The organism is Streptomyces sp. Sge12 (assembly GCF_002080455.1).
Lineage (GTDB): Bacteria > Actinomycetota > Actinomycetes > Streptomycetales > Streptomycetaceae > Streptomyces.
Window position 1 is genome coordinate 6530783 of the sequence record NZ_CP020555.1, and the last position, 26718, is coordinate 6557500.

The 26718-nt window shown below is 74.5% G+C and carries 22 protein-coding genes (1 of these 22 running past the window's edge); 10 read left to right on the forward strand and 12 right to left on the reverse strand.

Annotation, left to right across the window (positions count from 1 at the left end; genetic code table 11):
- Positions 1-141: 141 nt before the first annotated feature.
- The 3 genes from B6R96_RS29390 to B6R96_RS29400 are packed head-to-tail and all read right to left on the reverse strand — an operon-like array spanning position 142 to position 2418.
- Positions 142-1011: a biotin-dependent carboxyltransferase family protein gene (locus B6R96_RS29390; protein ID WP_107475602.1), complete on the reverse strand. Its 870-nt coding sequence runs from the start codon at positions 1009-1011 to the stop codon at positions 142-144.
- A complete protein-coding gene (locus B6R96_RS29395) occupies positions 1004-1627 on the reverse strand; it encodes a 5-oxoprolinase subunit B family protein (protein ID WP_081524099.1) in 624 nt (207 codons plus the stop codon). Before B6R96_RS29395 ends, B6R96_RS29390 begins: the two co-directional genes overlap by 8 nt.
- Positions 1624-2418: a LamB/YcsF family protein gene (locus tag B6R96_RS29400; RefSeq protein WP_078972310.1), complete on the reverse strand. Its 795-nt coding sequence runs from the start codon at positions 2416-2418 to the stop codon at positions 1624-1626. The genes B6R96_RS29395 and B6R96_RS29400 overlap by 4 nt, the downstream gene beginning before the upstream one ends.
- 100 nt (positions 2419-2518) lie before the next feature.
- On the opposite strand from B6R96_RS29400, the gene B6R96_RS29405 reads away from it, so the two are divergent.
- The 3 genes from B6R96_RS29405 (at position 2519) to B6R96_RS29415 (ending at position 9995) form a co-directional block, all read left to right on the forward strand.
- Entirely contained in the window at positions 2519-4024 is a 1506-nt protein-coding gene (locus tag B6R96_RS29405; RefSeq protein ID WP_030389937.1) for a hypothetical protein, read from the forward strand.
- Positions 4025-4316: 292 nt separating this feature from the next.
- A complete protein-coding gene (locus B6R96_RS29410; RefSeq protein ID WP_081524100.1) occupies positions 4317-5219 on the forward strand; it encodes a hypothetical protein in 903 nt (300 codons plus the stop codon).
- A gap of 72 nt (positions 5220-5291) precedes the next feature.
- On the forward strand, positions 5292-9995 hold the full coding sequence (locus B6R96_RS29415; RefSeq protein WP_081524101.1) for a hypothetical protein: 4704 nt from the start codon (positions 5292-5294) through the stop codon (positions 9993-9995).
- A gap of 94 nt (positions 9996-10089) precedes the next feature.
- Here the strand turns inward: B6R96_RS29415 and B6R96_RS29420 are convergent, their stop codons facing one another.
- Positions 10090-10563, reverse strand: coding sequence for a hypothetical protein (locus B6R96_RS29420; RefSeq protein WP_081525310.1), 474 nt, complete (start codon positions 10561-10563; stop codon positions 10090-10092).
- Between the two features lie 449 nt (positions 10564-11012).
- Here B6R96_RS29420 and B6R96_RS29425 point away from each other — a divergent pair, with 449 nt between their 5' ends.
- The 4 genes from B6R96_RS29425 to B6R96_RS29440 are packed head-to-tail and all read left to right on the forward strand — an operon-like array spanning position 11013 to position 15402.
- Entirely contained in the window at positions 11013-13853 is a 2841-nt protein-coding gene (locus B6R96_RS29425) for a nitrate- and nitrite sensing domain-containing protein (protein ID WP_053177070.1), read from the forward strand.
- A complete protein-coding gene (locus tag B6R96_RS29430; protein WP_030016314.1) occupies positions 13850-14287 on the forward strand; it encodes a roadblock/LC7 domain-containing protein in 438 nt (145 codons plus the stop codon). The genes B6R96_RS29425 and B6R96_RS29430 overlap by 4 nt, the downstream gene beginning before the upstream one ends.
- 10 nt (positions 14288-14297) lie before the next feature.
- Positions 14298-14795 (forward strand): DUF742 domain-containing protein, encoded by a 498-nt coding sequence (locus B6R96_RS29435; RefSeq protein WP_063782810.1) that lies wholly within the window; start codon positions 14298-14300, stop codon positions 14793-14795.
- Positions 14776-15402: a GTP-binding protein gene (locus B6R96_RS29440; protein ID WP_030389931.1), complete on the forward strand. Its 627-nt coding sequence runs from the start codon at positions 14776-14778 to the stop codon at positions 15400-15402. The genes B6R96_RS29435 and B6R96_RS29440 overlap by 20 nt, the downstream gene beginning before the upstream one ends.
- Before the next feature lie 205 nt (positions 15403-15607).
- Here B6R96_RS29440 and B6R96_RS29445 read toward each other — a convergent pair whose 3' ends face one another.
- From B6R96_RS29445 to B6R96_RS29455, 3 genes are read right to left on the reverse strand one after another with little or no spacing between them, the layout of a single operon-like run.
- Positions 15608-16798 (reverse strand): lipid-transfer protein, encoded by a 1191-nt coding sequence (locus tag B6R96_RS29445; RefSeq protein ID WP_081524102.1) that lies wholly within the window; start codon positions 16796-16798, stop codon positions 15608-15610.
- Positions 16795-17253 carry a Zn-ribbon domain-containing OB-fold protein gene (locus tag B6R96_RS29450; protein ID WP_081524103.1) on the reverse strand — a complete coding sequence of 153 codons (459 nt, stop codon included), beginning with the start codon at positions 17251-17253 and terminating at the stop codon, positions 16795-16797. Before B6R96_RS29450 ends, B6R96_RS29445 begins: the two co-directional genes overlap by 4 nt.
- Positions 17254-17303: 50 nt before the next feature.
- Positions 17304-17672: a DUF962 domain-containing protein gene (locus tag B6R96_RS29455; protein ID WP_053177066.1), complete on the reverse strand. Its 369-nt coding sequence runs from the start codon at positions 17670-17672 to the stop codon at positions 17304-17306.
- A gap of 125 nt (positions 17673-17797) precedes the next feature.
- Here B6R96_RS29455 and B6R96_RS29460 point away from each other — a divergent pair, with 125 nt between their 5' ends.
- On the forward strand, positions 17798-18307 hold the full coding sequence (locus B6R96_RS29460; protein ID WP_030389927.1) for an NUDIX domain-containing protein: 510 nt from the start codon (positions 17798-17800) through the stop codon (positions 18305-18307).
- A gap of 103 nt (positions 18308-18410) precedes the next feature.
- Here B6R96_RS29460 and B6R96_RS29465 read toward each other — a convergent pair whose 3' ends face one another.
- The 4 genes from B6R96_RS29465 to B6R96_RS29480 form a co-directional block, all read right to left on the reverse strand.
- Entirely contained in the window at positions 18411-18848 is a 438-nt protein-coding gene (locus tag B6R96_RS29465; protein WP_053704707.1) for an SRPBCC family protein, read from the reverse strand.
- Positions 18849-18877: 29 nt separating this feature from the next.
- A complete protein-coding gene (locus B6R96_RS29470) occupies positions 18878-19270 on the reverse strand; it encodes an ArsR/SmtB family transcription factor (RefSeq protein WP_081524104.1) in 393 nt (130 codons plus the stop codon).
- Positions 19267-19761, reverse strand: a complete 495-nt coding sequence (locus B6R96_RS29475; protein WP_237291546.1) for an SRPBCC domain-containing protein — start codon at positions 19759-19761, stop codon at positions 19267-19269. Before B6R96_RS29475 ends, B6R96_RS29470 begins: the two co-directional genes overlap by 4 nt.
- An 80-nt stretch (positions 19762-19841) precedes the next feature.
- Entirely contained in the window at positions 19842-22190 is a 2349-nt protein-coding gene (locus B6R96_RS29480; RefSeq protein WP_081524106.1) for a glycoside hydrolase family 31 protein, read from the reverse strand.
- Positions 22191-22411: 221 nt separating this feature from the next.
- Here B6R96_RS29480 and B6R96_RS29485 point away from each other — a divergent pair, with 221 nt between their 5' ends.
- Together B6R96_RS29485 and B6R96_RS29490 are read left to right on the forward strand one after the other, a co-directional pair.
- Positions 22412-24388: an acetoacetate--CoA ligase gene (locus tag B6R96_RS29485; RefSeq protein WP_081524107.1), complete on the forward strand. Its 1977-nt coding sequence runs from the start codon at positions 22412-22414 to the stop codon at positions 24386-24388.
- A gap of 73 nt (positions 24389-24461) precedes the next feature.
- Positions 24462-25376 carry a hypothetical protein gene (locus B6R96_RS29490; protein WP_081524108.1) on the forward strand — a complete coding sequence of 305 codons (915 nt, stop codon included), beginning with the start codon at positions 24462-24464 and terminating at the stop codon, positions 25374-25376.
- Positions 25377-25450: 74 nt separating this feature from the next.
- Here B6R96_RS29490 and ptsP read toward each other — a convergent pair whose 3' ends face one another.
- On the reverse strand, positions 25451-26718 hold the 3' portion of the coding sequence (gene ptsP, locus B6R96_RS29495) for a phosphoenolpyruvate--protein phosphotransferase (RefSeq protein ID WP_030389920.1). The gene runs 403 nt beyond the window's last position; 1268 of the gene's 1671 nt are visible here — the last part of the coding sequence; its start codon lies beyond the right edge, outside the window — the gene reads right to left on this strand; it ends in the stop codon at positions 25451-25453.

Here is a 26718-nt window from a genome sequence, read left to right on the forward strand (position 1 = left end):
AGGGGGCCGGGCCGAGTGCTGTGACGGCGTGCGGCCGCGGAGCACAGCCAGGGCGCAAGGGTGGCCTTCGTTCGGCAGGAGTGCGAACGAGAACCCTCGCCTCCCCTCCCACTACGGCCGGCATCAGCCCCCTCGAACGTTTCAGCGGGCCGCCGAGAACCGCACCGGCACCCCCGGCCGGGCCTGGGCCGCCGCGTCCAGGGCCGGGCCCGGCGGGACCACGCCCACCACCGGGTAGCCGCCCGTCACCGGGTGATCGGCCAGGAACACCACCGGCAGACCGTCCGGGGGGACCTGGACCGCACCCAGCACCATGCCCTCGCTCGGCAGCTCGCCCGCCCGGGCGCGGACCAGCGCCGGGCCCGCCTCCGTGCGCAGCCCGATCCGGTTCGACATCGCCGACACCCGGAACGCCGCACGCCACAGCCCGGCCAGCGAGGCCCCCGTGAACCAGTCCGCCCGCGGCCCGAGCCGCAGCGGGAGCACCAGCTCCGAAGGCGCCCCCGGCAGCCCGCAGGCATCCGCCGCCGGAACCGGATCCGGGCCCGCCGCAGCCACCGGCAGGAGCATCCCGGCCGACAGGACCGGCGGCCCGAGGCCCGACAGCAGGTCCGTCGAGCGACTGCCCAGGACCGGCGGGACGCCCAGGCCGCCCCGCACCGCGACGTAGCTGCGCACTCCCGACTCCGCGCGGCCGACCTCCAGCTCCGCCCCGGCCGGGAGCCGGACCGGCGCTCCCCAGGCCACCGGGCGCCCGCATACCCGTACCGGACAGGGCGCGCCCGTGACCGCCACGACCGTCGCAGCCAGGGCCCGCAGCACGACCCCGTCCAGGGTCGTCTCCAGCGCCGCCGCGCCCGGCCCATTGCCCAGCAGCCGGTTGGCCAGCGCGTACGCCGCCGTGTCGAGGGCCCCCGAGCGCGGGACCCCCAGGTGCGCGTGCCCCGGGCGGCCCCCGTCCTGGACCGTGGTCAGCGCACCCGGCCGCACCACCACCAGCCCCTCAGCCACGGCCGTCGCCCTCCGTGAAGCGGACCCGGACCCCGGGCGCGAACAGCGCCGCCGGCTCCCGCTCCGGGTCCCAGAGCACCGCGTCCGTGGAGCCGATCAGCTGCCAGCCGCCGGGGGAGGAGCGCGGATACACCCCCGCGTACTCCCCGGCCAGCGCCAGCGAGCCCGCCGGGACGGCCGCACGGGGCGACTCCCGCCGCGGCAGGTGGAAACGCTCCGGCAGGCCCGTCAGGTAGCCGAAGCCCGGCGCGAATCCGCAGAAGGCCACCCGGAATTCGATGGCTCCGACGATCTTCGGCACCTCCTGCGGGGTCACCCCCCACCGCCGGGCCACCTCCGCGAGGTCCGGGCCGTCGTACCGCACCGGGACCGTCACCAGCGGCCCCTGCGCCCGCGCGAGCGGCGGTACCTCCCACCGTGCGATCCGGGCACCCAGCGAGGCCGGATCCCCCACCCCGTCCAGCAGGACCGTTCGCGCGGCCGGCACGAGGTCCCGTACGGGCCCCAGCTCGCCCGCGTCCCGGCGGCGCAGCAGCTCGGCATGGAGCGCGGCGACCTGCTCCGCCGAGTCCAGCTCGATCAGCAGCGCCTCGCCGCCCACCACCAGGGTCCTCACGCGAAGGCCTCCACCCGCACCCCGGCCGCGCCCAGCGCCTCGCGGACCCGGCGGGCGAGAACGGCCGCCCCCGGGGTGTCCCCGTGCAGGCACAGCGAGCGCGCGGCCACCTCGACCTCGGCCCCGCCCGCGGCCGCCACCGTCCCCTCGGCGGCCATCCGGACGGCCCGCGCCACGACCGCGTCCGGGTCGTGCAGCACGGCGCCCGGCTCGCCGCGCGGCACCAGCGTCCCGGCAGGCGTGTAGGCACGGTCGGCGAAGGCCTCCGGTACGGGCGCCAGCCCGGCCTCCGCGGCGGCGGCGAGCAGCAGCGACCCGGGCAGCCCGAGGACGGGCAGGCCCCCGGTGGCACCGGACCCGGCCGCCAGCCGGACGCCCGCGACCACCGCGGCGGCCTGGTCGGCGTCGTGCACGGTGCGGTTGTAGAGCGCGCCGTGCGGTTTCACGTAGGACACCCGGGAGCCGGCCGCCCGGGCGAACACCTCCAGGGCCCCGATCTGGTAGGCCACCTCGTCAGCGAGTTCGCCGGGCGGCACGTCCATGGAGCGCCGCCCGAAGCCGGCCAGATCGCGGTAGGACACCTGCGCACCGATCCGTACCCCCCGCTCCGCGGCCAGCTCGCAGACGCGGCGCATGATGGACGGGTCCCCGGCGTGGAAGCCGCAGGCGACATTGGCGCTCGTCACCACGGACAGCAGGGCCTCGTCGTCGGTGAGCGTCCAGCGTCCGAAGCCCTCACCGAGGTCGGCGTTGAGGTCGATCACGGGAGCGGATGCGATCATGGAAGCCATGCGCCGAGCGTAGAGCAGGGGGCCGGCCCCGAGGCCGGGGACGATCCGGCCGAACCATGCCGTTTGGGATGTTGTCAGCAACAGGACCTAGTCTTTGTCCGTGACTCTCCCTGCCCCGGCGAAGACCCTTCCGTCCCCGGCGCCGGGCCCGGCCGCCGACGAGGGCCTGGCCCGGCGGCTGCGCGCCCTCGCCTGCACCGCCCCGCTGCACGACCTCGACGTCCGCAAGGCCAATCTGGCCGGCGAGTACGGGGTCTACGCGATGGCGGAGGTCGCGCTGGCCGCGATCGACCTGGTCACCCTCAACATGGACTTCGACACGGGTGCCGACCACGAGCAGATAGTGGCCAGGCTGCTGCCGCGCGTCGCGGCCCAGGCACCGTCCCGCCCGGCGGCCGAGCACGAGCGGGTGGCCCGCTGGGTCCTGGAGAACCTGATCAACGTCGGCAGCGTGGACCGCGGATTCCGCGCGATCTACGGCACGTTCGGCCCCGACGGCGTGTACGTCCGCCGGGACTACGACTTCAAGCTCATCGAAGAGGTCCCCGGCCACGGCGGCGTGGTCTACCTGCGCACCACCGACGAGGCCGTCAACGTGCTGGTCGGCGCCCTCGACACCGACGTCACCAGCGCCCAGATCGCCGCCGAGGTCAAGCTGGAGGTGCTGATCAGCCGCGGGCGGCTGGCGGACGCCCAGCTCGCCGCCGAACAGGCCCGCTACCGGACCGTCCAGTACGCCGAGACCTTGCGCCGGACCCTGGACGCGACGCGCCGCAACGTCCGGGCGGTGGACTGGCTCCAGGCCGTGCCCGACATGATCGCCGAGGCCCTGGACCACGTCGCCGACCGCTACCGCCACGAGAACGCGATCCTGACGAACATCCGCAAGGCGCGCGACGAGGCGGAGGAGCCGGAGAACAAGCGCCGCGCCGCCGAGCTCGTCGACATCGTCAAGGACTGCATCCGCCGGCACACCCAACTCCAGTCCCGATTGCTGGACGCCGGCCCGCTGTTCCGCGCCGAACAGGACCGCCAGGCCTTCGCGGCCCCGGCGCCGCGCTCCGGCATCGACCTGTACGGGCAGCTCGTCGCGCCGCTCCTGCCGCTCCCGCTGGAGCAGGCCGGCCGGGTGACCGCCGCCTTCTTCGCCTCCGGCGCGGGACTGCGCACGCCCGTCTCGGTGCGGGTCGCGGACCTCGTCGAGATCCTGCTGACCCCGCCGGTGGAGCGCGAGCACCTCGGCGCGGAGATGCCCGAGCCGGACCTCATCGCCACCCCCGACGACAGCCGCTTCAGCGAGGAGCAGCTCGCCGCCGCGATGGAGCTCCTCGACCTCCCGCACGACGCGCCGCGCCGACTGTCCGGCCTCCTCGCGGAGGCCCGCCGCAGCGACCCGGACCTGCCGTACCTGGTGGCACTGCTGGCCGTCCACGCGGCGAGCCCGGCCGTCGGCACGGCCTACCGGCAGGGGGAGGAGCGGCTGCTGTTCGCCGTGGACGACGGCACGCAGCTCGACGACCCCGAGTTCGGCGGGGCCGACCTCATCGTCGGCACCGCGCTGCTGGACGCCGCCGGCATGGCGGCGGACCGCGCGGAGGCGGCATGACCGTGCACGAGCCCGCACCGCCGCGCCGGACCGCCTGTTCAGCCCCGCCGGCTCCGCCCTCAGCCCCCCTAGCTCCGCCTTCAGCCCGGCCGGCTGCGTATTCAGCCTCGCCGGCGTTCGAGGCGCGGGTCCGGGCGGAGCCCGGTGCCCGGCGGAGCCGGGTTTCCCGGGGCGCCGCCCCGGACCCCGCGCCTCAAACGCCGGCGAGGCTGAACAGGCCGACCGCCGCCGCACCGCCACGCGGCACCGCACGCACCGCCCGTACGCCCCGTACCGCCGAGGAGACGCACCCGTGAGCGACCACCACGCCGAGCACCCCGCGTGGAGCGAGCCCGACGCGCCGTCGGCTCCCGCCGCGCCCGCCGCCGTCGCGGCGGTGACCCCCGCCGACGCCGCCGACGCGGCCCGGCTCGTCGCCTTCGGGCTGCAGCCCAAGCTGCTCCCCGCCCGTGACGCCGAGTACGCGGAGCTGCTCCGCCGCTACCGCGAGGACCCCGCCTTCGGCCGTCTCGCCGACGCCGTCGCCACCGGCCTCGGCCTCGTCGTCCTGGAGGTGTCCCCGCGCGCCGGCATGGCCGTGGCCGCCGACGAGGACTCCGTCTTCGCCGTCCGGATGGGCGACTACGCCCGCCGTACCGCCGCCGACTCCGCCGACCGCTTCCTGCACGGCCTCGCCAACCTCGCCGTCGCCGCCCTGGCCTTCCCGCGCCCCGAGGACCTCGCCGACGACGGCTACATCGGCCGCATCACCGTCAACGGGGTCGACGCCTTCGTCCGGCAGACCTGCCGCCGCCTGGAGGAGCGCGCCGAGGAGCTCGGCGAGAACACCGACCCGGCCTCCGACGCCCCCGGCCTGGAGGCCGCCTGGCGCGTCTACGCCCGCCGCAGCGCGACCGGCGCCACCAAGGACGCCCGCCGCCTCGCCGGCTCCACCACCGGCATCGTCGGCAAGGCGGCCGCCTTCCTCACCGACTCCGGTTTCCTCCAGCGCACCGGGGACGAGGCCGGTGGCACCTACCGCACCACCCCCCGCTACCAGCTCCAGGTCCGTGACATGGCGGGCAGCGCGGCGATGGCCGAGCTGCTGGAGCTCGGCGTGGTCGCCGTCACCGACGGCTCCGCCACCCTGCTGCCGCCGCCCGAGGGCGACGACCTGGACCTGGCCGCCGACGCGGGACTTCCCTTCCACGCCTGAGCCCCCGGCCCCGCACCCCGCGCCCGATCCCGTACGCCCTGCCTCACCCAGACACCACGAGAGTCCGCCGCCATGTACGAGCTGTCCCGGATCCGCCTCTACTCCATCGGGCCCGCCGGTGCGCGCTACGCCGACACCGTGCTCGACCTGCGCGGAGTCGGCGAGCCGGTGCCCCATCCGGCGCCGACGCAGGCGGAGTTCTTCGAGGACGAGCCCACGGGGCCGCCGCGCCGCCCCGCGCCCGCCGGCGTGCTCTTCCTGGAGAACGGCGGCGGCAAGTCCGTACTGCTCAAGCTGATCTTCTCGGTGATGCTGCCGGGCCACCGCAACACCCTCGGCGGCGCCAGCTCCGGCGTCCTGCGCAAGTTCCTGCTCGCCGACGACTGCGGCCACGTCGCCCTGGAGTGGCAGCACACCCAGACCGGTGAGTGCGTCGTCGTCGGCAAGGTCAGCGAATGGCGCGGCCGCCAGGTCTCGAACGACCCGCGCAAGTTCGCCGAGGCCTGGTACTCCTTCCGTCCCGGCCCCGGCCTGAGCCTCGACAGCCTGCCCGTCGCCGAGGCCACCTCCGTACGCCCGCCCGTCGAAGGCGCCTCCGGTGCCCAGGGGCGCCGCCGCACGATGAAGGGCTTCCGCGACGCCCTCACCGAGGCCGGAAAGGTGTACCCGCACCTGGAGGTGTACTTCGAGGAGATCCACGACCGCTGGAACGAGCACCTCACCGAGGTCGGCCTCGACCCCGAACTCTTCCGCTACCAGCGAGAGATGAACGCCGACGAGGGCGAGGCGGCCGGCCTCTTCGCGGTCAAGAAGGACTCCGACTTCACCGACCTCCTGCTGCGCGCCGTCACCGACACCCGCGACACGGACGGCCTCGCCGACCTCGTCCACGGCTTCGGCAACAAGCTCGGCCGCCGCGCCGAGCTGATGGCCGAACGGGACTTCACCGCCGGCTCGGTGGACCTGCTCACCCGCATCGTCGAGGCCGCCCAGGCCCGCTCCCGGCTGCGTGACGTCCACGCGGGCGCCGAACGCCGTACGCGCACCCTCGCCCGCCGGCTGTCCGCCCGCGCCGCCGAGGAGCGCGGCCGGGCCGCCGACCTCGCCCAGCAGGTCACCGGCGCCGCCCACCAGGTCACCGCCGCCGAGTCCGCCCGCACCCGCAGTGCGGCCGTCTCCGCCGAACTCGCCTACCGGCACGCTTCGCTGGCCCTGACCGTCGCCGACAAGGCCGCCGCCGCGCAGCGCCGCGAGCTCCTCGAGGCCCGCACGCTCCACTCCGCCTGGCAGGCCGCCGAGAACGTGCTGCGCCACCGCGCCGCCGCCGACCGCTCCGCCCGGGTCGCTGCCGCGATCCTGGAGGCCGAGCGGGACGCCGCCCCGGCCCTGGCCGCCCGTGCCACCGCCGCCGGCGAGCTCGTCCGCGCCCTGCACACCGCCGCCGAGCACGGCGAGCGGCTCGCCAACGAGGAGGAGGAGCGTTCCGCCGCCCTCCAGGCCACCGGCGAGGACGCCCACCGCGACGCCACCGCCGCCGCCACGGCCGCCCAGCGGGCCCGCAGCGAGGCCGAGCACCTGCGCTCGCGGCTCGCCGAGGTCCAGCAGGAGACCGCCGAGGCCGTGCGTGCCGGCTGGCTCGACGACACCGCCCCCGACGCCGACCCGGCCCGCGCGGCCCTCGCCGCCACCGACGCCGAGAAGAGCGCCGTTGCCGCCTGGGACGAGTCCCGGGAAGCCGCCCGTGCCGCCGCCGAAGCCGCCCGCGAGGCCGCCGCAGCGGAATCCCGCGCCGAACTCACCGCCGCCCGCGCCGCGGACGCCGCCGACGCGGCCGAGGCCGCCCACGGCGCGGAGCACCGGGCCGCGGCCTCCCTCGCCGCCGCGCCGCGCCTGGCGGAGCTGCTGGGCCTCCCGCAGGTCCCCGATGCCTTCCTCCCGCACCCGCGCGCCGGTGCGCAGGCCGACGCGGCCGTCGCGGCCACCTCCTCCGGCGCTGCCGGACACCCCGGCACCGCCACCGCGTCCCCCGGCCACACCGTGGCCGCCGGCGGCAGCGGGCTGACCGTCGCCGACCTCGACCGCAACGCCGACGACCTGCGCACCCTGCTCACCGACGGGGTCGCCGCGGCCGAACGCCAGCTCTTCGAGCTCCGCACCGCCGCCGCCGACGACGCCCGCATCCTCGGCGCGCTCGGCGACGGCGGACTGCTGCCGCCCGGCCCGGACGTCCTCGCCACCGTCGAGTACCTCGGCGAGCACGGCATCCCCGCCCTGCCCGGCTGGCGCTACCTCGCCCAGTCCGTGGACCCCGCCGACCACGCCGCCGTCCTCGCCGCCCGTCCCGAACTCGTCGACGGCGTCGTCATCACCGACCCCGACACCCACGGCCGGGCCCGCGAGGTCCTCTCCGGCGCCGCCCTGCTGCCCCGTTCCACCGTCGCCGTCGGTACGGCCGCCGCCCTGCTGGCCCCGCTGCCGCCGGCCGGCGACGACGCCGACTCCGGGGTGTTCCTCGTACCGCCGAACCCGGCCATGCACGACGAGCACGCCGCCGACGAGGAGCGCCAGGCGCTGCGGGCCCGCGCCGCCGCCCGCGACACCGAGATCCGCGACCTCGCCGCCCGCCTCGGCGGCGACCGCGAGCTCGCCGCCCGTCTCGCCTCCTGGCGCACCGGCTGCCCGCCCGGCCGCCTCACCGAACTCGCGGAAGCGGCCGCGGCCGCCCGGATGTTCGCCGAGGAGGCCGACGCCGAGCTCGCGGAGGCCCGTACCGTGCGCGCCGAGGCCGACGAGGCCGCCGCCGACGCGGCCCGCGTCCGCGAGGAGCGCCAGGACACCGCCCAGCGCGCCCGCCGCGTCGCCGACGCCCTCGCGGGACTGGCCTTCCGGCTGCGCGAGCGCGCCGGCTGGCAGGCCAAGCTCCGCGAACTCGCCGACGACGCCGCCGAGTTCGAGGCCCGCGCCGAGGTGTGCCTGGACCGGGCGCGCGCGGCCGACGAGGACCGCCGGGCCGCCCAGCGCGCCGCCGACGACGCCCGCCGCACCGCGCGCGCCCTGCGCGCCGAACGTGCCGAGATCGCCGGCGCCCCCGACCGGCTGCCCGACGGCGACGGCCCGCGCGCGCCCCTGCCCGACCTGCGCGAGGCCTACCGCGCCGCCTCCCAGCTCTACGAGAAGGTCGGCGTCGGCGCCGACCTGCGCGCCGAACAGGCCCGCGCCGAGAGCGACGAGAGCGCCGCCCTCGCCGAACTGGACCGCCTCACCAACAAGGTCCGCACCCGGGCCGCCCAGCTCCTCGAAGGCACCGACGGCGCCGACGGCCCCTCCCGGCAGGCCGCGGCCGCCCGCGCCGAGGCGCTCGTGCAGATGCTGGAGACCCGCGCGTCCACCGCGAGCGAGCAGCTCGGCCGACTCCGAGGCGAGGCCGAACGGCACGCCCCCGCCGAGGGGGAGGCGCACACCGAGCTGCCCGAGGAACTCGTCCCCGAAGACGTCGAGCAGGCCCAGGCCCTGCTGCGTACGGCCACCGCCCAGCTCGCCGCCCACACCGCGGCCGTGGAGAGCGCCCGGGCCGCCCACGCGGACCTGCTGCGCGCCCACCGCACCGCCGAGGACGGCGCCGGCGGCTTCGACGAGACCGCGGCGCTGCTGCGGGACCTGCTGCGCGACCACACCCACCAGGACGACGAGCAGGAGCCGGTGCCCCACCCGGGCACCCTGGAGGAGGCCCGCCAGTCGGCCACCGAGGCCCGCCGCTCCCTGCGCGGCTGCTCGGCCGACCTCTCCGCCGCCGAGTCCGCGGTGCGCGAGGCGAGCGACATCCTGGTCCGGCACGCCAACGCCACCCGCTACGAGCAGGTACGCACCCCCGCGCGCCAGCAGATCCGCGAACTGCCCGCCTCCGCGCTGCCCGAGCACGCGGCGGCCTGGGCCGCGGCCTTCGCGCCCCGGCTGCGCGTCCTCACCGACGAGCTGGCGCAGCTGGAGCGCAACCGCGACAGCATCGTCGACCGGCTGCGCGGCCTCGTCGAGTCGGCCCTGGCCACGCTCCGCTCCGCGCAGCGGCTCTCGCAGCTGCCGGAGGGGCTCGGCGAATGGTCGGGCCAGGAGTTCCTGCGGATCCGTTTCGAGGAGCCCGACCAGGCCACCTTGACCGAGCGGCTCGGTGAGGTCATCGACGAGGCGACCCGCGCGGCCGTGAAGAAGAACAGCAGCGCCTCCTTCGGCGAGGGGCGCCGTGACGGCATGTCCCTGCTGCTGCGGGGTGTCCAGGCGGCCCTGGAGCCCAAGGGCATCTCGGTGGAGATCCTCAAGCCGGACGCGGTGCTGCGCGCCGAGCGGGTGCCGGTCGGGCAGATGGGCGACGTGTTCTCCGGCGGGCAGCTGCTGACCGCCGCGATCGCGCTGTACTGCACGATGGCGGCGCTGCGCAGCAACGACCGCGGCCGCGACAAGCACCGGCACGCGGGCACGCTGTTCCTGGACAACCCGATCGGCCGCGCGAACGCCACGTACCTGCTGGAGCTCCAGCGGGCCGTCTCCGACGCGCTCGGCGTCCAACTGCTGTACACGACGGGCCTGTTCGACACCACGGCGCTCGCCGAGTTCCCGCTGGTGATCCGGCTGCGCAATGACGCGGACCTGCGGGCCGGGCTGAAGTACATCAGCGTCGAGGAACACCTGCGCCCGGGGCTGCCGCAGCAGTCCCCCGAGGAGGAGACCATCCACGGCGAGATCACGGCCACCCGGATGTTCCGCCGCAGCGGCGTCTCCTGACTGCGGCGCCCGCGGGCGCCGCAGTCCGGGCGCCGCAGTCCGGGCGCCGCGGCCCGGCGGGCGCGGCCCGGGTGGTGCCGCGCGCGGGCGGGCGTCAGCGGGTGGAGTAGCGCCCGGAGGCCGCCAGAGGGCCGTCCTCGCGGGGTATTCGGCCCGCGGCGGCCTCCCGGGCCCTGGGGGCCTTCCGGTCCGCCCGTGAGGCCCGGCGGGCCTCACGGCGGAGCCTGCGCGCCGTGCTGCTCGGCTCCGACAGGACTCCGTAGCGCTGGTTCCACATCTGGCGGGTGATCAACACGTCCAGCACCCCCCAGGTGGCCACGATCGTCCCCGCTATCGCGCCGAGCGCCATCGGCAGGGCCAGCCACGACCCGGTCAGGGTCAGGAAGAACGTGATCGTCGCCTGGGTCAGCGTGACGGACACGATCAGCACCGCCCGCACCGCGCTGGTCCGTACCGGATCCGGCATCCGGTGCCGCCGGGCCGGCTCCTCGACCCACAGTCCCCGCCCGGTCGCGCCCGCCCCCGCGTCCGCTCCCGCTCCCGTACCGCCGACTTCGTACCTGCTCATGGTCCGCTCACTCCCCACCGCGCGGTCCGCCATGTCCTTGCGTCGCTTCCACTCACCACGTCACTCACCACGTCGCTCGTCACGTCCACCCATGACGTCTACCCACGACGCCGGATCCGACGTGCCCCCTCGAACAGAGAGACGTTCGGCGGTGCCGAGAGATTCCCGCATCGCGGATGCCTCCACGAGCCGAAATGATCGCGGAACGAACAATTCCAGCCATCCATCGGGTTGCAGGAAGGGAGGCCTCACCAAGTGTCATCTGCCACATAACGGGCTGCACTTGACCGGAAGTGTCGGACAACTGGTGATCTTCGCACCGGAGGCAGGCCGAAAACGTCCGGACACGCCTTCGAAGCTGCTCCCCAGCAGTAGTAGGCTCACGCCGTTTAAATGACGGAACACCGACCCCCGGTAACGGGGTTGACCTGGGGGAGGCTGGGGAGGCCATGCGCTTTCGCGGGAAGTCCATCCGCCGGAAGATCGTGGCGTTGCTCCTTGTGCCGCTCGTCTCCCTGACCGCGCTCTGGGGCTTCGCCACGGTCATCACCGGCCGTGAAGCCATCCAACTCTTCGACGTGGCCTACGTCATCGACAAGGTCGGCTACCCGATCGAGGACGTCGCCCGCGTCATCCAGAAGGAACGGCGCCAGACCCTCGTCGTCCTCGGCGACCCCCGGGCCGCCACCGCCACGGCCGAACTCACCAAGCGCCGGGCCGAGACCGACGAAGCCGTCGAGGCGATCAGCGTCAGCGCCCGCGACCCCAAGGTCATCGACGAGCTGAGCACGCAGAGCGCCCAGCGCCTGCGCTCGATCGTCTCCGCCTTCCAGGGCATCGGCTCCATGCGCCGCTCCGTCGACCAGAACGCCCTGGACCCCAGCCAGGCCCTGGACCTCTACAACCGGCTGGTCGACCCCTGCTACGACTTCCTCATGAACCTCCACGGCCTGGACAACGTGGAGGTGGACAAGGAAGGCCGCGCCCTCGTCGGCATCAGCCGCGCCCGCGAACTGCTCTCCCGCGAGGACGCCGTCATCGCCTCCGCGCTCGCCGCGCGCAACGTGACCGCCCCCGACGTGCGCCACGTCTCCGACTTCGCCGCCAACCGCACCCTGCTCTACGAGTTCAACCTCGTGACCCTCCCGGCCGACGACCGGGAGCGCTTCGAGCAGTACTGGAAGGACCCCGCGACCAAGCCCCTGCGCGACGCCGAGGAGCGCTTCATAGCCGGCGGCGCGGTCAACAAGCCGCGCACCGTCACCGCCGCCCAGTGGGACGAGGCCGCGGGCAAGGTCCTCGAGGACCTGGCGGCCATGAACACCGCCGCCGGCGACCGCTACCAGGAGCGCATCGAGCCCGTCGCCCGGGACGTCATGGTCCAGGCCGCCGCGGCCGGCATCCTCGGCTTCCTCGCCCTGATCGTGTCCCTGATCCTCTCCGTGCGCATCGGCCGCGACCTGGTCCGCGACCTGTCCCGGCTCCGCAAGGAGGCCCACGAGGCCTCCGGCGTCCGGCTGCCCAGCGTGATGCGCCGCCTCGCCGCCGGCGAACAGGTGGACGTGGAGACCGAGTCCCCCCACCTCGAGTACGAGAAGGACGAGGTCGGCCAGGTCGGCCAGGCCCTCAACACCCTCCAGCGCGCCGCCGTCGAGGCCGCCGTCAAGCAGGCCGACCTGCGCCGCGGCGTCTCCGAGGTGTTCGTCAACCTGGCCCGCCGCAACCAGGTGCTGCTGCACCGCCAGCTGACCCTCCTCGACACCATGGAGCGCCGTACCGAGGACACCGAGGAGCTCGCCGACCTCTTCCGCCTCGACCACATGACCACCCGCATGCGCCGCCACGCCGAGGGCCTGGTGATCCTGTCCGGCGCCGCGCCCTCCCGCCAGTGGCGCAAGCCCGTCCAGCTGATGGACGTCGTACGGGCCGCCGTCGCCGAGGTCGAGGACTACGAGCGCATCGAGGTCCGCCGGCTCACCCGCCTGGGCATCGTCGGCCCGGCCGTCGCCGACATCACCCACCTCATCGCCGAACTCCTGGAGAACGCCACCGTGTTCTCGCCGCCGCACACCGCGGTCCAGGTGCACGGCGAGCGCGTCGCCAACGGCTTCACCCTGGAGATCCACGACCGCGGCCTCGGCATGACCCCGGAGGCGCTGCTCGACGCGAACCTCCGGCTCGCCGAGACCCCCGAGTTCGAACTCTCCGACACCGACCGCCTCGGCCTGTTCGTCGTCAGCCGCCTCGCGCAGCGCCACAACGTCAAGGTCGTCCTCCAGCCCAGCCCGTACGGGGGCACCACCGCGGTGGTCTTCCTGCCCGTGGCCCTGCTGACCGAGGCCCCCGAGACCAACGGCGCCGGCGCGCGGTTCGACGGCGCCCGGGCCGCCGCCAAGCCCGGCAGGTCCGAGAAGGCCGGCCACCTGGGCAGGGGCGCGGCCGAGCGCTCCGCACCCGCCGTCATGGAGCGCACCCCCTCGGGCCGCCCCCTGCCCGCGGCCGAACTGCGCGGCCCGGTCGAGCTGGAGGCCCCGCTCGTGGGCGGCGGTCCGAACGGCCTGAACGACCTGGACCGCCTCGACGGCCTGGACGATTCCGGGGTGCTCGACGACGCCCCCACGGCGATCACGAGCCGCACCGGCGCCGCCGGCCGTCCGGTCATGGCGACCCTCGACGACGAGACCCCGCCGAACGGCACCCCGCGCAGCGCCCTGCTGGGCCTGCGTCCGGCGGACCGGCCGCACACCGACCGGCACGCCGAGCGCCCGGGTTCCCGCAACGGCGGCGACCGCGACCGCGAGCCGCTGGCGCCCACCGGCCCGGTCCGGCTCGACACCCAGCGCATGGAGGCCTCGCGGCCGGACGGATCCCGCACCCAGGGCGCCGTACCGCTGCCGCGCCGCCGCCCGACCCCGACTCTGGTCGCCGACCACGGCCGCCGGGTGGAGCCCCGCCCGGTGTCCGTGGTCCCGCAGCCCGACCCGGCCCCCGCGGCCGGATCCGATGCCGGGGCCGCCGCACCCGCCCCCGGCATCGGCGGCCTGCCCCGCCGGGTCCGCCAGGCCAGCCTGGCGCCCCAGCTCAAGAAGTCCACGTCCGCCGCATCCGCCGAAGCCGCACCCGACCAGGTGGCCGACCGCGACGCGGAAGACGTACGTACGCGCATGTCCGCACTCCAGCGTGGCTGGACGGCGGGCCGCAACCAGCACGCACAGCAGAAGTCCGAGACCGAGGCGGGCACCTCCGCCGCCGGCGGTCCCGCGAACGAGAACGAAGGGGACGGTCGATGACCGCACCGCAGACCGGCAACGACACCAGGGGCCGCGGCTCCGGCCCGCTCAACTGGCTCCTCGACGAGCTCGTCGACCGGGTCGGCTCCATTCGCAAGGCGGTGGTCCTCTCCGGCGACGGCCTGCCCACCGGCAGCTCCAAGGACCTGACCCGCGAGGACAGCGAGCACCTGGCGGCGGTCGCCTCCGGCTTCCACAGCCTGGCCAAGGGCGTCGGGCGGCACTTCGACTCCGGCCGGGTCCGCCAGACCGTCGTCGAGCTCGACGAGGCGTTCCTCTTCGTCATGGCCGCGGGCGACGGCAGCTGCCTGGCCGTGCTGGCCGACGCCGACTCCGACGTCGGGCAGGTGGCGTACGAGATGACGCTCATGGTCAAGCGCGTCGGCGACCACCTGGCGACCGCCCCGCGCACCGGGCTGCCAGCCGGAGGGTGAGTCGTAGGGCATGAGCGATCCAGGCCAGGACCACCCCGGCGAGCTTGCCGCCGGCTTCACCGACGATCCGTCCTACGGCGATCCGTCGTACGGCGAACCGTCCTACGACGACCCGTCCCACCCGGATCCCGAACACGCGCACTGGTTCGACGACGACGCGGGTCCCGTCGTCCGTCCGTACGCCATGACCCGCGGCCGGACCAGCCATGCGGGACAGCACCGCCTCGACCTGATCGCGCTCGTCGTCGCCGAACCGGCGGCCGACGATCCGGTCTGGGACATGACCCTCTCCCCGGAACACGCCCACATCCTCGGGCTGTGCCGGGGCCGACCACAGTCGGTCGCCGAACTCGCGGCCGATCTCGACCTCGCGGTCGGGGTCGTCCGTGTCCTGATCGGCGACCTGGTCGACGAGGAACTGGTTCACGTGACCAGGCCGGTACCGCCGGCAGAACTGCCCGATGAATCCATTCTGCGTGAGGTGATCGATGGCCTTCGGGCGCTTTAGCCGCACCGGTGCCATGCACGCGGTGTCGCCGGTCGAGCCGCTGACCTTGAAGATCCTGGTCGCGGGCGGCTTCGGGGTGGGCAAGACCACCCTGGTCAGTGCAGTGAGCGAAATCAGACCCCTGCGCACCGAGGAACGGCTCTCCGAGCCGGGCGTCGGTGTCGACGACACCGGGGGAGTGGAGGGCAAGAGCACCACCACCGTGGCCATGGACTTCGGGCGCATCACGCTCCGCGAGGACCTGGTGCTGTACCTGTTCGGCACGCCCGGGCAGGACCGCTTCTGGTTCCTGTGGGACGAGCTGGCGCAGGGTTCGCTCGGCGCGGTCGTCCTCGCGGACACACGTCGCCTCGCGGACTGCTTCGCCGCCATCGACTACTTCGAACGGCGCGGCATCCCCTTCGTGGTCGCCGTCAACTGCTTCGACGGAGCCGACCGGCACCCCGTGGTGACCGTACGGACAGCACTCGACCTCGACCCCGGGGTCCCGGTGCTGCTGTGCGACGCCCGGGACCGGGAGTCCGTGAAGGACGTGCTGGTGGGGGTCGTGGAACACGCGATGTCCCTGGCGCGCGAGCGGCGCCGCAGCCTCTCGGCGGGCGCCTGACAGAGGGCCCGGGCCGGGCCGGACAGGGCCCCGGTACGGGCGCTGTCCCCGCCCGTCCGACATGGAGGCGACCCGTACCCCCGCCGACTGGGGTACGGGCCGCAGCTCTCACGGGGGGTCTCGGGTCCCGGTCGCGGCGCGGGACTGTGGAGCGAGTGTGAACCTGCGGCCGGGGGCCGTCAAGCGTTCGGACAACACACGCTGTTCAGCGCACGGCGACGACGGCCGACCCGTGCCCGAACAGCCCCTGGTTGGCGGTGATCCCGGCGCGTGCGCCGGGCACCTGCCGGTCCCCTGCCGTACCGCGCAACTGCCAGGTCAGCTCACATACCTGAGCGATGGCCTGCGCCGGTACCGCCTCCCCGAAGGAGGCCAGCCCGCCACTGGTGTTGACCGGGACACGGCCGCCCAGTGCCGTCGCCCCCTCCCGTACGAGCTTGGCGCCCTCGCCCTCCCCGCACAGCCCGATGTCCTCGTACCACTCCAGTTCGAGCGCGGTGGACAGGTCGTACACCTCGGCGAGCGAGAGGTCGTCCGGGCCGAGCCCCGCCTCCTCGTAGGCCGCGCGGGCGATCGAGGACCGGAAGGACCCGGCCGCCGGTGCGACGGCCACCGACGAGTCGGTCGCCATGTCGGGGAGGTCCAGCACCGTCCGCGGATACGTGGGCGTCACCGTCGAGACGGCCCGGATCCGCACCGGATCGGCCACCCCGCGCGCCCGCGCGAAGTCCATGCTGGTCAGCACCAGGGCCGCGCCCCCGTCGGAGGTGGCGCAGATGTCGAGCAGCCGCAGCGGATCGGCGACCACGGCCGAGGCCGCGACCTCCTCCGCGGTGACCTCCTTGCGGTAGCGGGCGAGCGGATTGAGCCGCCCGGCCGCCGCGTTCTTCACCTTGACCCGTGCGAAGTCCTCCAGGGTGTCCCCGTGCAGGGCCATCCGGCGCCGGGCGTAGAGCGCGAAGTAGGCCGGGTTGGTGGCGCCCAGCACCCGGAACCGCAGCCAGTCCGGATCGTCGGGCCGGTCGCCGCCCGCCGGCGCGAAGAACCCCTTGGGCGCGGCGTCCGCGCCGACCACGAGGACCACGTCGGCCAGGCCCGCCAGGATCTGCGCGCGGGCCGCCCCGATGGCCTGGGCGCCGGACGCGCAGGCCGCGTACACGCTGGTCACCCGCGCGCCCTGCCAGCCGAGGGCCTGCGCGAAGGTGGCGCCGGCCACGTAACCCGGGTATCCGGAGCGGACGGTGTCGGCGCCGACGATCGACTGCACGTCCGTCCAGCCGAGGCCGGCGTCGGCCAGCGCCGCGCGCGCGGCGGTCCGCCCGTACTCGACGAAACTGCGGCCCCATTTCCCCCAGGGGTGCATGCCGGCCCCGAGGACGGCGATGTCGGTGCTCACTCGGCGCCCCCCACGGGCCGGAACTGCCAGGTCGTCCAGGCGGTCCCGGCGTCCTCGTTCAGCACGCCCCCGACCACCTCGACCTCCATCCCGACGGCGAGATCGGCCACCCCCACCCCGGGCGCGGCCTGCCCCAGCACCACCATCCCCTCGGCCTCCAGCTCCACCGCGACCAGCGTGTACGGGTCCCAGGCCGCGGCCGGGTCGGACACGTACGGGGCGGGCGGCCGGTAGCGCCCGTCGGTGTAGGACCAGACCCGGCCGCGGGGGGAGAGGGCCACCTCGGCGAGGTCGCCGCCGCCGGGGCAGTGCGGATTGCGGCAGTAGGCGTCCTCGCGCGGGAAGAACACCGCGGTGCAGGCAGAGCAGCGGGTGCCGAGCAGCCGGAATCCTCCGCCGTCCGGCCCGTCCTCGGTGAACCACCCGCTCACGACGGGTGTGCGTGTGCGTGCCACGATGCCCCTCCCTGGTCAGTGACCTGACGGATCGTCAGGAATCTGGAACCTCAGGAGTCTGCCACGGGCGGGCATCCTTGACACGGGTTCTCGGCAAGCCACTTCTGCGCGATCTCCGCCAACTCCGCGTCCCGCCCGGCCAGCATCATCGCGATCATCTGCGCGTCCCCGCGCAGCGACCACGCGGGATGCCCGAAGGTGGCCGGATTGTTCCCCTCGATCAGGAAGTGTGCCGGCCAGGCCGTCCCGTACCCGATCAGGGGAAGGGCGGCGAGGTAGCGCCTGCGGCCGCGCGCCACCCCGTAGACCGTCAGTGCCAGACCGGTGAGCGTGCCGGTGAGATGGATCCAGCGGGTGGCGGCCCGCGAGTGCATCGCGACGTAGTACGGCCAGAACTCCTCGTACGAGCTGAATGTCATGCGGGCACGGTACTCACGGCCGCACGGGGGCGACAGTCGCCGGGCGGCCCCCCGGAAGCGTCGCGCTGCCGTGGTCGGCCCCGCAACAACCCTCATCCGCATGCCCCTTGGCATACCATCGCCGGATGCCGGCACACCTGAAGGACTCGCACTGCTCCAGCTGCGGAGCGCCGTACTCCACCCCCGAGTGGCCCCGCATCTGCGCGGCCTGCGGAGCGACCGCCTACCGCAATCCGCTGCCGGTGGCCGTGACCCTCCTGCCCGTCGAGGACGCGGACGGCACCGGCCTCGTGGTCATCACCCGCACCATCGAGCCGGCCCTCGGCGGCATCGCCCTGCCGGGCGGGTTCATCGACTTCGGCGAGGACTGGCGCGACGCGGTCGTCCGCGAGCTCCGCGAGGAGACCGGCATCGAGGCCCGGGCCTCGGAGGTCGCCCTGGCCGACGCCCTCAGCTCCCCGGCGGGCCACCTCCTGCTCTTCGGCCTCCTCCCGACCCGTCCGGCCGCCGACCTGCCCGAATCGAAGCCGACGGACGAGACCACGGGCTGGCACGTCCTGCGCACCCCGTCGGCCCTGGCCTTCCCCCTCCACACCCGGGCGGCGGCGTCCTGGTTCGCGGGCGAGTACGCCTGAGCCCGTTGCCGCCCGAGCCCGTCGCCGCGTGAGCCCGTCCCCGTGCGGGCCGGTCGCGGCGAGGGCCCGGGCCGGCTGCTGCCGGTCCGGGCCCCGTGGCGGCTCAGTGCCAGTTGCTGATCTGCACGTCGTGCGGGTGCGGAGCGCCGGCGCCGGTCTCCACCAGCGACTTCAGGCTCATCAGGAAGACCGCCCACTTGGTGCTGCAGTGGTTCATGAACTCGACCGGTTCGCGCCAGCCCGCGTGCGCGAAGAGGAGGATCGTCCACTCCCCGTCCCGGGACAGCTCGAAGTCCACCGTGGTGGCGAGCCACTCGGCCGGACCGTCGACCACCTCCCACCGCACCCGCGCGTCCGGGCGCAGGTCGAGAACCTTCATGTCGAAGCCGCCGAGGTCGCCGAAGCGGAACCGGAGGACGTCGTCGCTGCTCCCGCTGGTGTCGGTCGTCCACCATCCGGCGAGTCCCTCGACCGTGGTGAGTGCCTCGTAGACCTTCTCCGGGGTTGCCCTGATGCCCACCCGGTGCAGGATGTCCACCATCTCGATCTCCCTACTTCCTCTGCTTTCCCCTACTTCTCGGGTTCCTTCTCCGTGTTCCGGTCCCGGCTCCTGTCCTGGTTCCTGTCCTGGTTCCTGTCCCGCTGGATCGCTTCGGCGAGGCTCTTGATGCGCCGCAGGCGGGCGTCCCACATCTCACCGACGGCGTTCAGCTGGGCCACGGCGCGGGCCAACTGCGCCTCGTCCAACCGATAGCGCTTCTCCCGGCCCGACGGCGAGGACCGGACGAGTCCCACCCGGTCGAGCACGGCCAGGTGCTTGGTCACGGCCTGCCGGGTCACCGGCAGGTGCGCACTGAGCGTCGTCGCGGTGCCCTGACCGTCGGCCAGCAGGAGGTCGATCATGCGGCGCCGGGTCGGGTCGCCCATCGCGGACCAGAGGTCGTCGTCGACGGCGGTGCTCATCGCGCGGCCGCCAGCCGGTGGGCGGTCGCGACCAGGCGCGGCAGGTAGAAGTCCCAGCCCTGCCGGTGGTCGTTGTAGTGGGCTTCGAGCACGGCGGCCTCCCAGCCCCGCTCGCGGTAGCCGCTCTCGCGGAAGCGGACCGTGGTTCCCGCGCCCTCGGGGACGAGTTCGAAGGTCACCAGGAGCGAGTTGCCCGGCCCCGGACCGGCCGCCTCCGTCTCCGTCTCGTCGTAGGTCCAGCGGAACGAGAACAGCCGCGGCGGGTCGGCCTCCACCACCGTGAAGGCAGAGGACTCGCGCCGGCCGCTGTCCGCGTCCGTCCACGTGAGGCGGCCCGTCGCACCCGCGGCCGGTTCGAAGGCGGTCTCGGCGCTCCACCAGTCCCGGATGTGCTCCGGGCTGCTGAGCACCTCGAACACCACCTCGGGCGAGGCGTCGATGTGCAGCTCGCGCTCGATGCTCCCGTACTCCATGGCCGTCTCCGTCCCCATCTTTCGCAACCTTCGGTTGCATATAACGCTAGTCCACCCCGAGGTGATGTGCAACCGATGGTTGCACGATCGGGTCGCGACTACAGCCCCCGTACGGTGACCCCCTCCACCGGCTTCCCCGACTCGTCCTCCACCACCACCGCGTCCCCCGCCCACCGCACCGTGTACCGCTCCACCTCGCCCGCCCCGAAGCCCGGCCCCGGGTCCCGGATCACCACCCCGCCCCCCGTGCGCCCCCGCGCCGGCGCCCACACCTCCAGCTCCGTGCCGCCACCGGAGGCCGAGCGCACCGGCAGCACGGACCCCGCCCGCGCCAGCACCGGGATCCGGCCCTGCGGCGCGTCCAGCAGGATCTGGCCCGGCCCCTCGTACGCCGCCCCCGTCGCGGTGTCGTACCACCGGCCCCGCGGCAGCCGTACCGCCCGCCGGTCCGCCCCGCACTCCAGCACGGGCGCCACCAGCAGCGCGTCGCCCAGCAGGAAGGCGTCCTCGCAGTCCCGCAGCTGCCGCTCCTCCGGCGTCCCCCACCACACCGGCCGCACGTACGGGGCGCCCGTCCGCCGCGCCAGATGGGCCAGCGTCACGAAGTAGGGCCGCAGGCGCTCCCGTTCCGCCATCACCGCCGCGGCCTGCTCCGCCGCCTCCGGCCCGAACTCCCACGGCTCCCGCCGACCCGCCCAGATCGCCGAGTGCGTCCGGAACAGCGGCAGGTAGGCCCCCAGTTGCAGCCACCGCACGTACAACTCCGGCGACGGGGAACCCCCGAACCCGCCGACGTCCGGGCCCGAGTACGGCACCCCGCACAGCCCGAGCCCCAGCACCAGCGCCAGCGAGGCCCGCAGCCCCTCCCAGCTGGACTCCACGTCCCCCGACCACGTGCCCCCGTAGCGCTGCATCCCCGCCCACCCCGACCGGGAGAACAGGAACGGCCGCTCCGCCGGCCGCAGCCGCACCAGCCCCTCCCACCCCGCCCGCGCCATCCCCAGCGCGTACACGTTGTGCCCCTCCCGGTGGTCACCGCCCGCCCCGTCCAGCGCGTGCCGCGCCGACCTCGGCAGGGTGTTGTCCCCGAACGGCGCGAAGGACACCGGCTCGTTCATGTCGTGCCAGAAACCGGCGAAGCCCTGCGCCAGCCGCTCCTCGTACAGCCCGCCCCACCACGCGCGCACCGCCGGATCCGTGAAGTCCGGGTACGCGCACTCACCCGGCCACACCTCGCCGCGCACCTCCTCGCCCCGCGCGTCCCGCACGAAGGCGCCCCGCGCCCCCACCGCCCGCCCCGACACGTGCACCCCGTCGCCCACCTTCACCGCCGGGTCCACGATCGACACCAGCCGCACCCCCAGCTCGCCCAGCTCCCGCGCCAGGCCCGGCAGATCGGGGAACCGCTCCGCGTCCACCGTGAACACCCGGTGCCCGTCGTAGTGGTCGATGTCCAGGTGTACGGCCGACAGCGCGAGCCCGCGCGACGCGTACCCCGCGACCACCCGCCGCACCTCCTCCGCGCTCCCGAACCCCCACCGCGCGTGCTGGTACCCGAGCGCCCACTCCGGCGGCACCGCGGCCGCCCCCGTCAGCCCCGACCACCCCTGCATCACCCGCGCCGGCGTCCCCACCAGCACCCAGCACCGCAGCGGCCCGCCCTCCATCCGCAGCTCGCTCGCCCCCGGCCGGTCCGCCCCCGAGCCGGCGCCCTCCTCACCCTCGCGCAGCAGCACCCGGCCGTCCCACGCGTTGTCGTGGAACACCAGATGCGTTCCCGCGTCCGCGACCACCATCTGCACCGGCATCGTCAGGTACAGGGGATCGGTCCCCGGCCCGAAGCCCCCCTTCGGATCGGTGTTCCACAGCCGGTACGCCCCGTCCCGCAGCCGCGGCCCCGCGGCCCGCCCGCCCAGCCCGAAGAACCGCGCGTCCGCCGGCACCTCGCTGCGCTGCAGCCACCGCGCCCCGCCCATCCGCGGATCCACCGGCTCCCACCACCGCGGCGGCGCCTCCCGGCGCAGCACCGTCCCGCCCGGCGTGCGCACCTCCACCGCCCCGTGCCGGGACACCGCCACCGTCACCCGCTCCGACACCACCCGCCAGCCGCCCCCGGTGTCCGGCTCCAGGACCGCCCGCGGATCCGGCTCCGGCCCCTCGCCCACCACCGCGTACGAAGGCGTCGGCCCGGCCCCGTCCCAGCCCCAGAACACCGCGCCGCCCACCATGACCCGTACCAGCAGCTCCGAACGCGCGAACCGCAGCACGCCCCCGCCCGGCCGGGCCTCCGTACCCGTCAGCAGACCCGGCACACGCGCCCGCTCCGCGCCCCGGCGCGGGAGCCCCACCGCATCCGAGCGCCGATGGCGCCAGGCCGCGCGCCACGCGCGCCGACCGCGCTCCGAACCCAAGTCCTTCACCGCACGTACCAGATCACGACCGTCCATGCCGCTCACCCTGCCACCGGCCCCCGGCCGAGGGGACGGCGTTCAACTGCCGTTCACCCGCCGGCGGCACCCCCGGGCCGATCACCCGACCCGCCAGGCCGACCCTGGTGCAGCGGACGATCACATGGCATGGTCCCTGTGAGCCGCCGCGCCCACACCCCCGCGCGGTGGCACCGTACGCACACGAAGCGCGAGCCGCAGACTTGACCGGGAGCCGACCCATGACCTCAGCCACGCAGCCGGAACCCCTCTGGGCGCCGGGCCCCGACCGGATCGCCGCGGCCCGGATCACCGCCTTCCAGGCCTGGGCCGCCGAGCACCACGGAGCCCCCGCCGACGGCGGCTACCCCGCGCTGCACAGCTGGTCCGTCGACGAGCTGGACACCTTCTGGCAGGCCGTGGCCGAATGGTTCGACGTCCGCTTCACCACCCCGTACCGGTCCGTCCTCGCAGACCGCTCGATGCCCGGCGCACGCTGGTTCGACGGCGCCACCCTCAACTACGCCGAGCACGCGCTGCGCGCCGCCGAGGACCCGGCGCGCGCCGACGACCCCGCCCTGCTGTACGTGGACGAGACCCACGAGCCCGTCCCCGTCACCTGGGCCGAGCTCCGCCGCCAGGTCGGGTCGCTCGCCGCCGAGCTGCGCGCCCTCGGCGTACGCCCCGGCGACCGGATCAGCGGCTACCTCCCCAACATCCCCCAGGCCACCGTCGCCCTCCTCGCCACCGCCGCCGTCGGCGGTGTCTGGACCTCCTGCGCCCCCGACTTCGGAGCCCGCAGCGTCCTCGACCGCTTCCAGCAGGTCGAGCCCGTCGTCCTGTTCACCGTCGACGGCTACCGCTACGGCGGCAAGGAGCACGACCGCCGCGACACCGTCGCCGAGCTCCGCGCGGACCTCCCCTCCCTGCGCGCCGTCGTCCACATCCCGCTCCTCGGCACCCCCGCCCCCGCGGGCGCCCTGGACTGGTCCGCCCTGACCGCTGGCGACACCGAGCCCGTCTTCGAGGCGGTCCCCTTCGACCACCCGCTCTGGGTGCTGTACTCCTCCGGCACCACCGGCCTCCCCAAGGCCATCGTCCAGTCGCAGGGCGGCATCCTCCTCGAACACCTCAAGCAGCTCGGCCTGCACTGCGACCTCGGCCCCGAGGACCGGTTCTTCTGGTACACCTCCACGGGCTGGATGATGTGGAACTTCCTCGTCTCCGGACTGCTCACGGGCACGACCGTCGTGCTCTACGACGGCAGCCCCGGCTATCCCGACACGGGCGCCCAGTGGCGCATCGCCGAGCGCACCGGGGCCACCCTCTACGGCACCTCCGCCGCGTACGTCATGGCCTGCCGCAAGGCCGAGGTCCACCCGTCCCGCGACTTCGACCTCTCCGCCGTGAAGTGCGTGGCCACCACCGGCTCCCCGCTCCCGCCCGACGGCTTCCGCTGGCTCCACGACGAGGTCGCCGAGGACCTCTGGATCGCCTCCGTCAGCGGCGGCACCGACGTGTGCAGCTGCTTCGCCGGCGCCGTCCCCACCCTCCCCGTGCACATCGGCGAACTCCAGGCCGCCTGCCTGGGTACGGACCTCCAGTCCTGGGACCCCTCCGGAAAGCCCGTCATCGGCGAGGTCGGCGAGCTCGTCGTCACCAACCCCATGCCCTCCATGCCGATCCACTTCTGGAACGACCCCGACGGCAGCCGCTACCACGACTCCTACTTCGAGATGTTCCCCGGCGTCTGGCGCCACGGGGACTGGATCACCCTCACCGACCACGGCTCGGTGATCATCCACGGCCGCTCCGACTCCACGCTCAACCGGCAGGGCGTCCGGATGGGCTCCGCCGACATCTACGAGGCCGTCGAGCGCCTCCCCGAGATCAAGGAATCCCTCGTCATCGGCCTGGAGGAGCCGAACGGCGGCTACTGGATGCCGCTCTTCGTCCACCTCGCCCCCGGCGCGACCCTCGACGACGACCTGCGCGCCCGGATCAAGGCGACGATCCGCGAGGAACTCTCCCCGCGCCACGTCCCCGACGAGATCATCGAGGTCCCGGCCATCCCGCACACCCTCACCGGCAAGCGCATCGAGGTCCCGGTCAAGCGCCTGCTGCAGGGAGCCCCGCTGGCCAAGGCGGTCAACCCCGGCTCCGTCGACAACATCGACCTCCTCCACTTCTACGAGGAGCTGGCCCGCACCCGCGGCTGAGGCCGCAAACGGTCACTGTCAGTGGCGTTCATTACTCTGAGTGAGCAAGTGATTGCGGCACTCAGGGGGAGCCATGCGACGCAAGACCAATGACACCGGTACGCACCGGACCCGCACCACCGACCGGCGCCGCACGCTGCGCCGCGAGGTCCCCGGCACCGTCGGCCTGCTGGCCGACGCCGGGGACTTCGCGGCCATGCGCGGCTACCGCAGCTTCACCTTCGACGACCACCGGGACTACCTCCACCAGGTGGACGGCCTGCTCCGGTCCCTCGCGGCCCAGGGCATCCACACCACCGTCGCCCTCTTCGACCCCGACGAGTACGCCCAGTACTGCGGGGAGCACGGCCTCGACCCGGACACCGCCGAGACCCGCGCCCGCTTCACCGCCGAGCTGGCCGGCAGCGGCGCCGTCCTCCCGTACACCGGCCAGCCCATCGACGAGCTCGTCCCGCTCCTCGTCGACGAGGCCGTCCGCCAGGCCACCTGGGAGTACGCCACCGGACTCCTCACCGAGGTCGGCCGCTGCGCGGACTGCGGCGAGGACATCGGCCGGGCCTCCTTCGAGCGCGCCACCGACGCACTCGAACGGCTCGTGGCCGGCGCCCCACCCGGCCACCACCACTTCGTCTGCAGCGTCCCGACCGAGGCACAGCAACTCGTCGCCGTCCTGCACGCCGAAACCACCGACGACCCGGACACCCCACCACGCGTCGAGGGCCGGGAAGGCCTCGACTTCGTGACGGTCCTCGCCGCCGGGCTCGCCCTGGGCGGACCCGGGGGACTGGTGGTCCGCAGCACCGCCGAGGGCCGGGGGGACCGGGTCCACGGCTGGCGCCTGGACCGCGGCCGCCTCATCGCCCTCTCGGCCGCGGCCGTCTTCAACGCCTACTGCACCGACGCCGACACCGGAGACCCCGTCGCCCCCGAATCCGGCGTCGAGTACTGCCCGGGGTACGAGGTCGACGCACCCGGACCTCACCACTGACCCACCGGTCCGGGACGGACCGAGGGGCCCTCGCCACCGGCGAAGGCCCCTCGGAACACCACCCACGCCTCCGGCTACTCGCCGGACAGCACCGCCTGCGCGGCCACACGGGCCTCCTCGGCGCTGTCCGCCGCACGAGCGGCCGCCGCGGCACGCTCGCACTGGGCCAGCGTGTACTTGGCGAGCGTCGCCCGCACATAAGGAATCGAAGCGGCACCCATCGAAAGAGAGGTGACACCCAGACCGGTCAGCACACACGCCAGCAGCGGGTCGGAGGCAGCCTCGCCACAGACACCACAGCTCTTGCCCTCCGCCCTGGCGGCATCCGCCGACATGGCGATCAGGTCGAGCAGCGCCGGCTGCCACGGGTCCTGGAGTCGGGACACGGCGCCGACCTGGCGGTCGGCGGCAAAGGCGTACTGAGCCAGGTCGTTCGTGCCCAGCGACAGGAACTCGACTTCCTGGAGGATCGAACGCGCCCGCAGCGCGGCGGAGGGGATCTCCACCATCGCGCCGAACTTCGCCTTCAGCCCCGCCTCCCGGCAGGCGTCCGCGAACGCCTTGGCGTCGATGCGGTCGGCGACCATCGGGGCCATGACCTCGAGGTAGACCGGCAGCCCCTCGGCAGCCTTGGCCAGCGCGGTGAGCTGCGTACGCAGCACCTCCGGGTGGTCCAGCAGCGAGCGCAGCCCGCGCACACCCAGCGCCGGGTTGGGCTCGTCGCCCGGGGTCAGGAAGTCCAGCGGCTTGTCGGCGCCGGCGTCGAGCACCCGCACGACCACGCGTCCCTCGGGGAAGGCCTCGAGCACCTTGCGGTAGGACTCGACCTGCTTCTCCTCGGTCGGCGCCTTCTTGCTGTCGTCCAGGAAGAGGAACTCGGTGCGGAACAGACCCACACCCTCCGCCCCGGCCTCGACGGCGGCCGGCACGTCGGCGGGACCGCCCACGTTGGCCAGCAGCGGCACCTTGTGACCGTCGGACGTCGCACCCGGACCGGACGAGGCGGCCAGAGCCGCCCTGCGCTCGGCGGCCGCGGCCTCCAGCTCGGCCCGCTTCTCCGCGGACGGGTCCACGAAGAGGTCACCCGTGCTGCCGTCCACCGCGATCATCGTGCCCTCGGCGATCTCACCGGCACCCGGCAGCGCCACGATCGCCGGCACGCCCAGGGCCCGCGCGAGGATCGCGCTGTGGCTGGTCGGCCCGCCCTCCTCGGTCACAAAGCCGAGGACGAGCGCGGGGTCGAGCAGAGCGGTGTCGGCGGGAGCCAGGTCCCGCGCGATCAGTACGTACGGCTCGTCGCTGTCGGGCACACCCGGCATCGGCACACCCAGCAGCCGCGCCA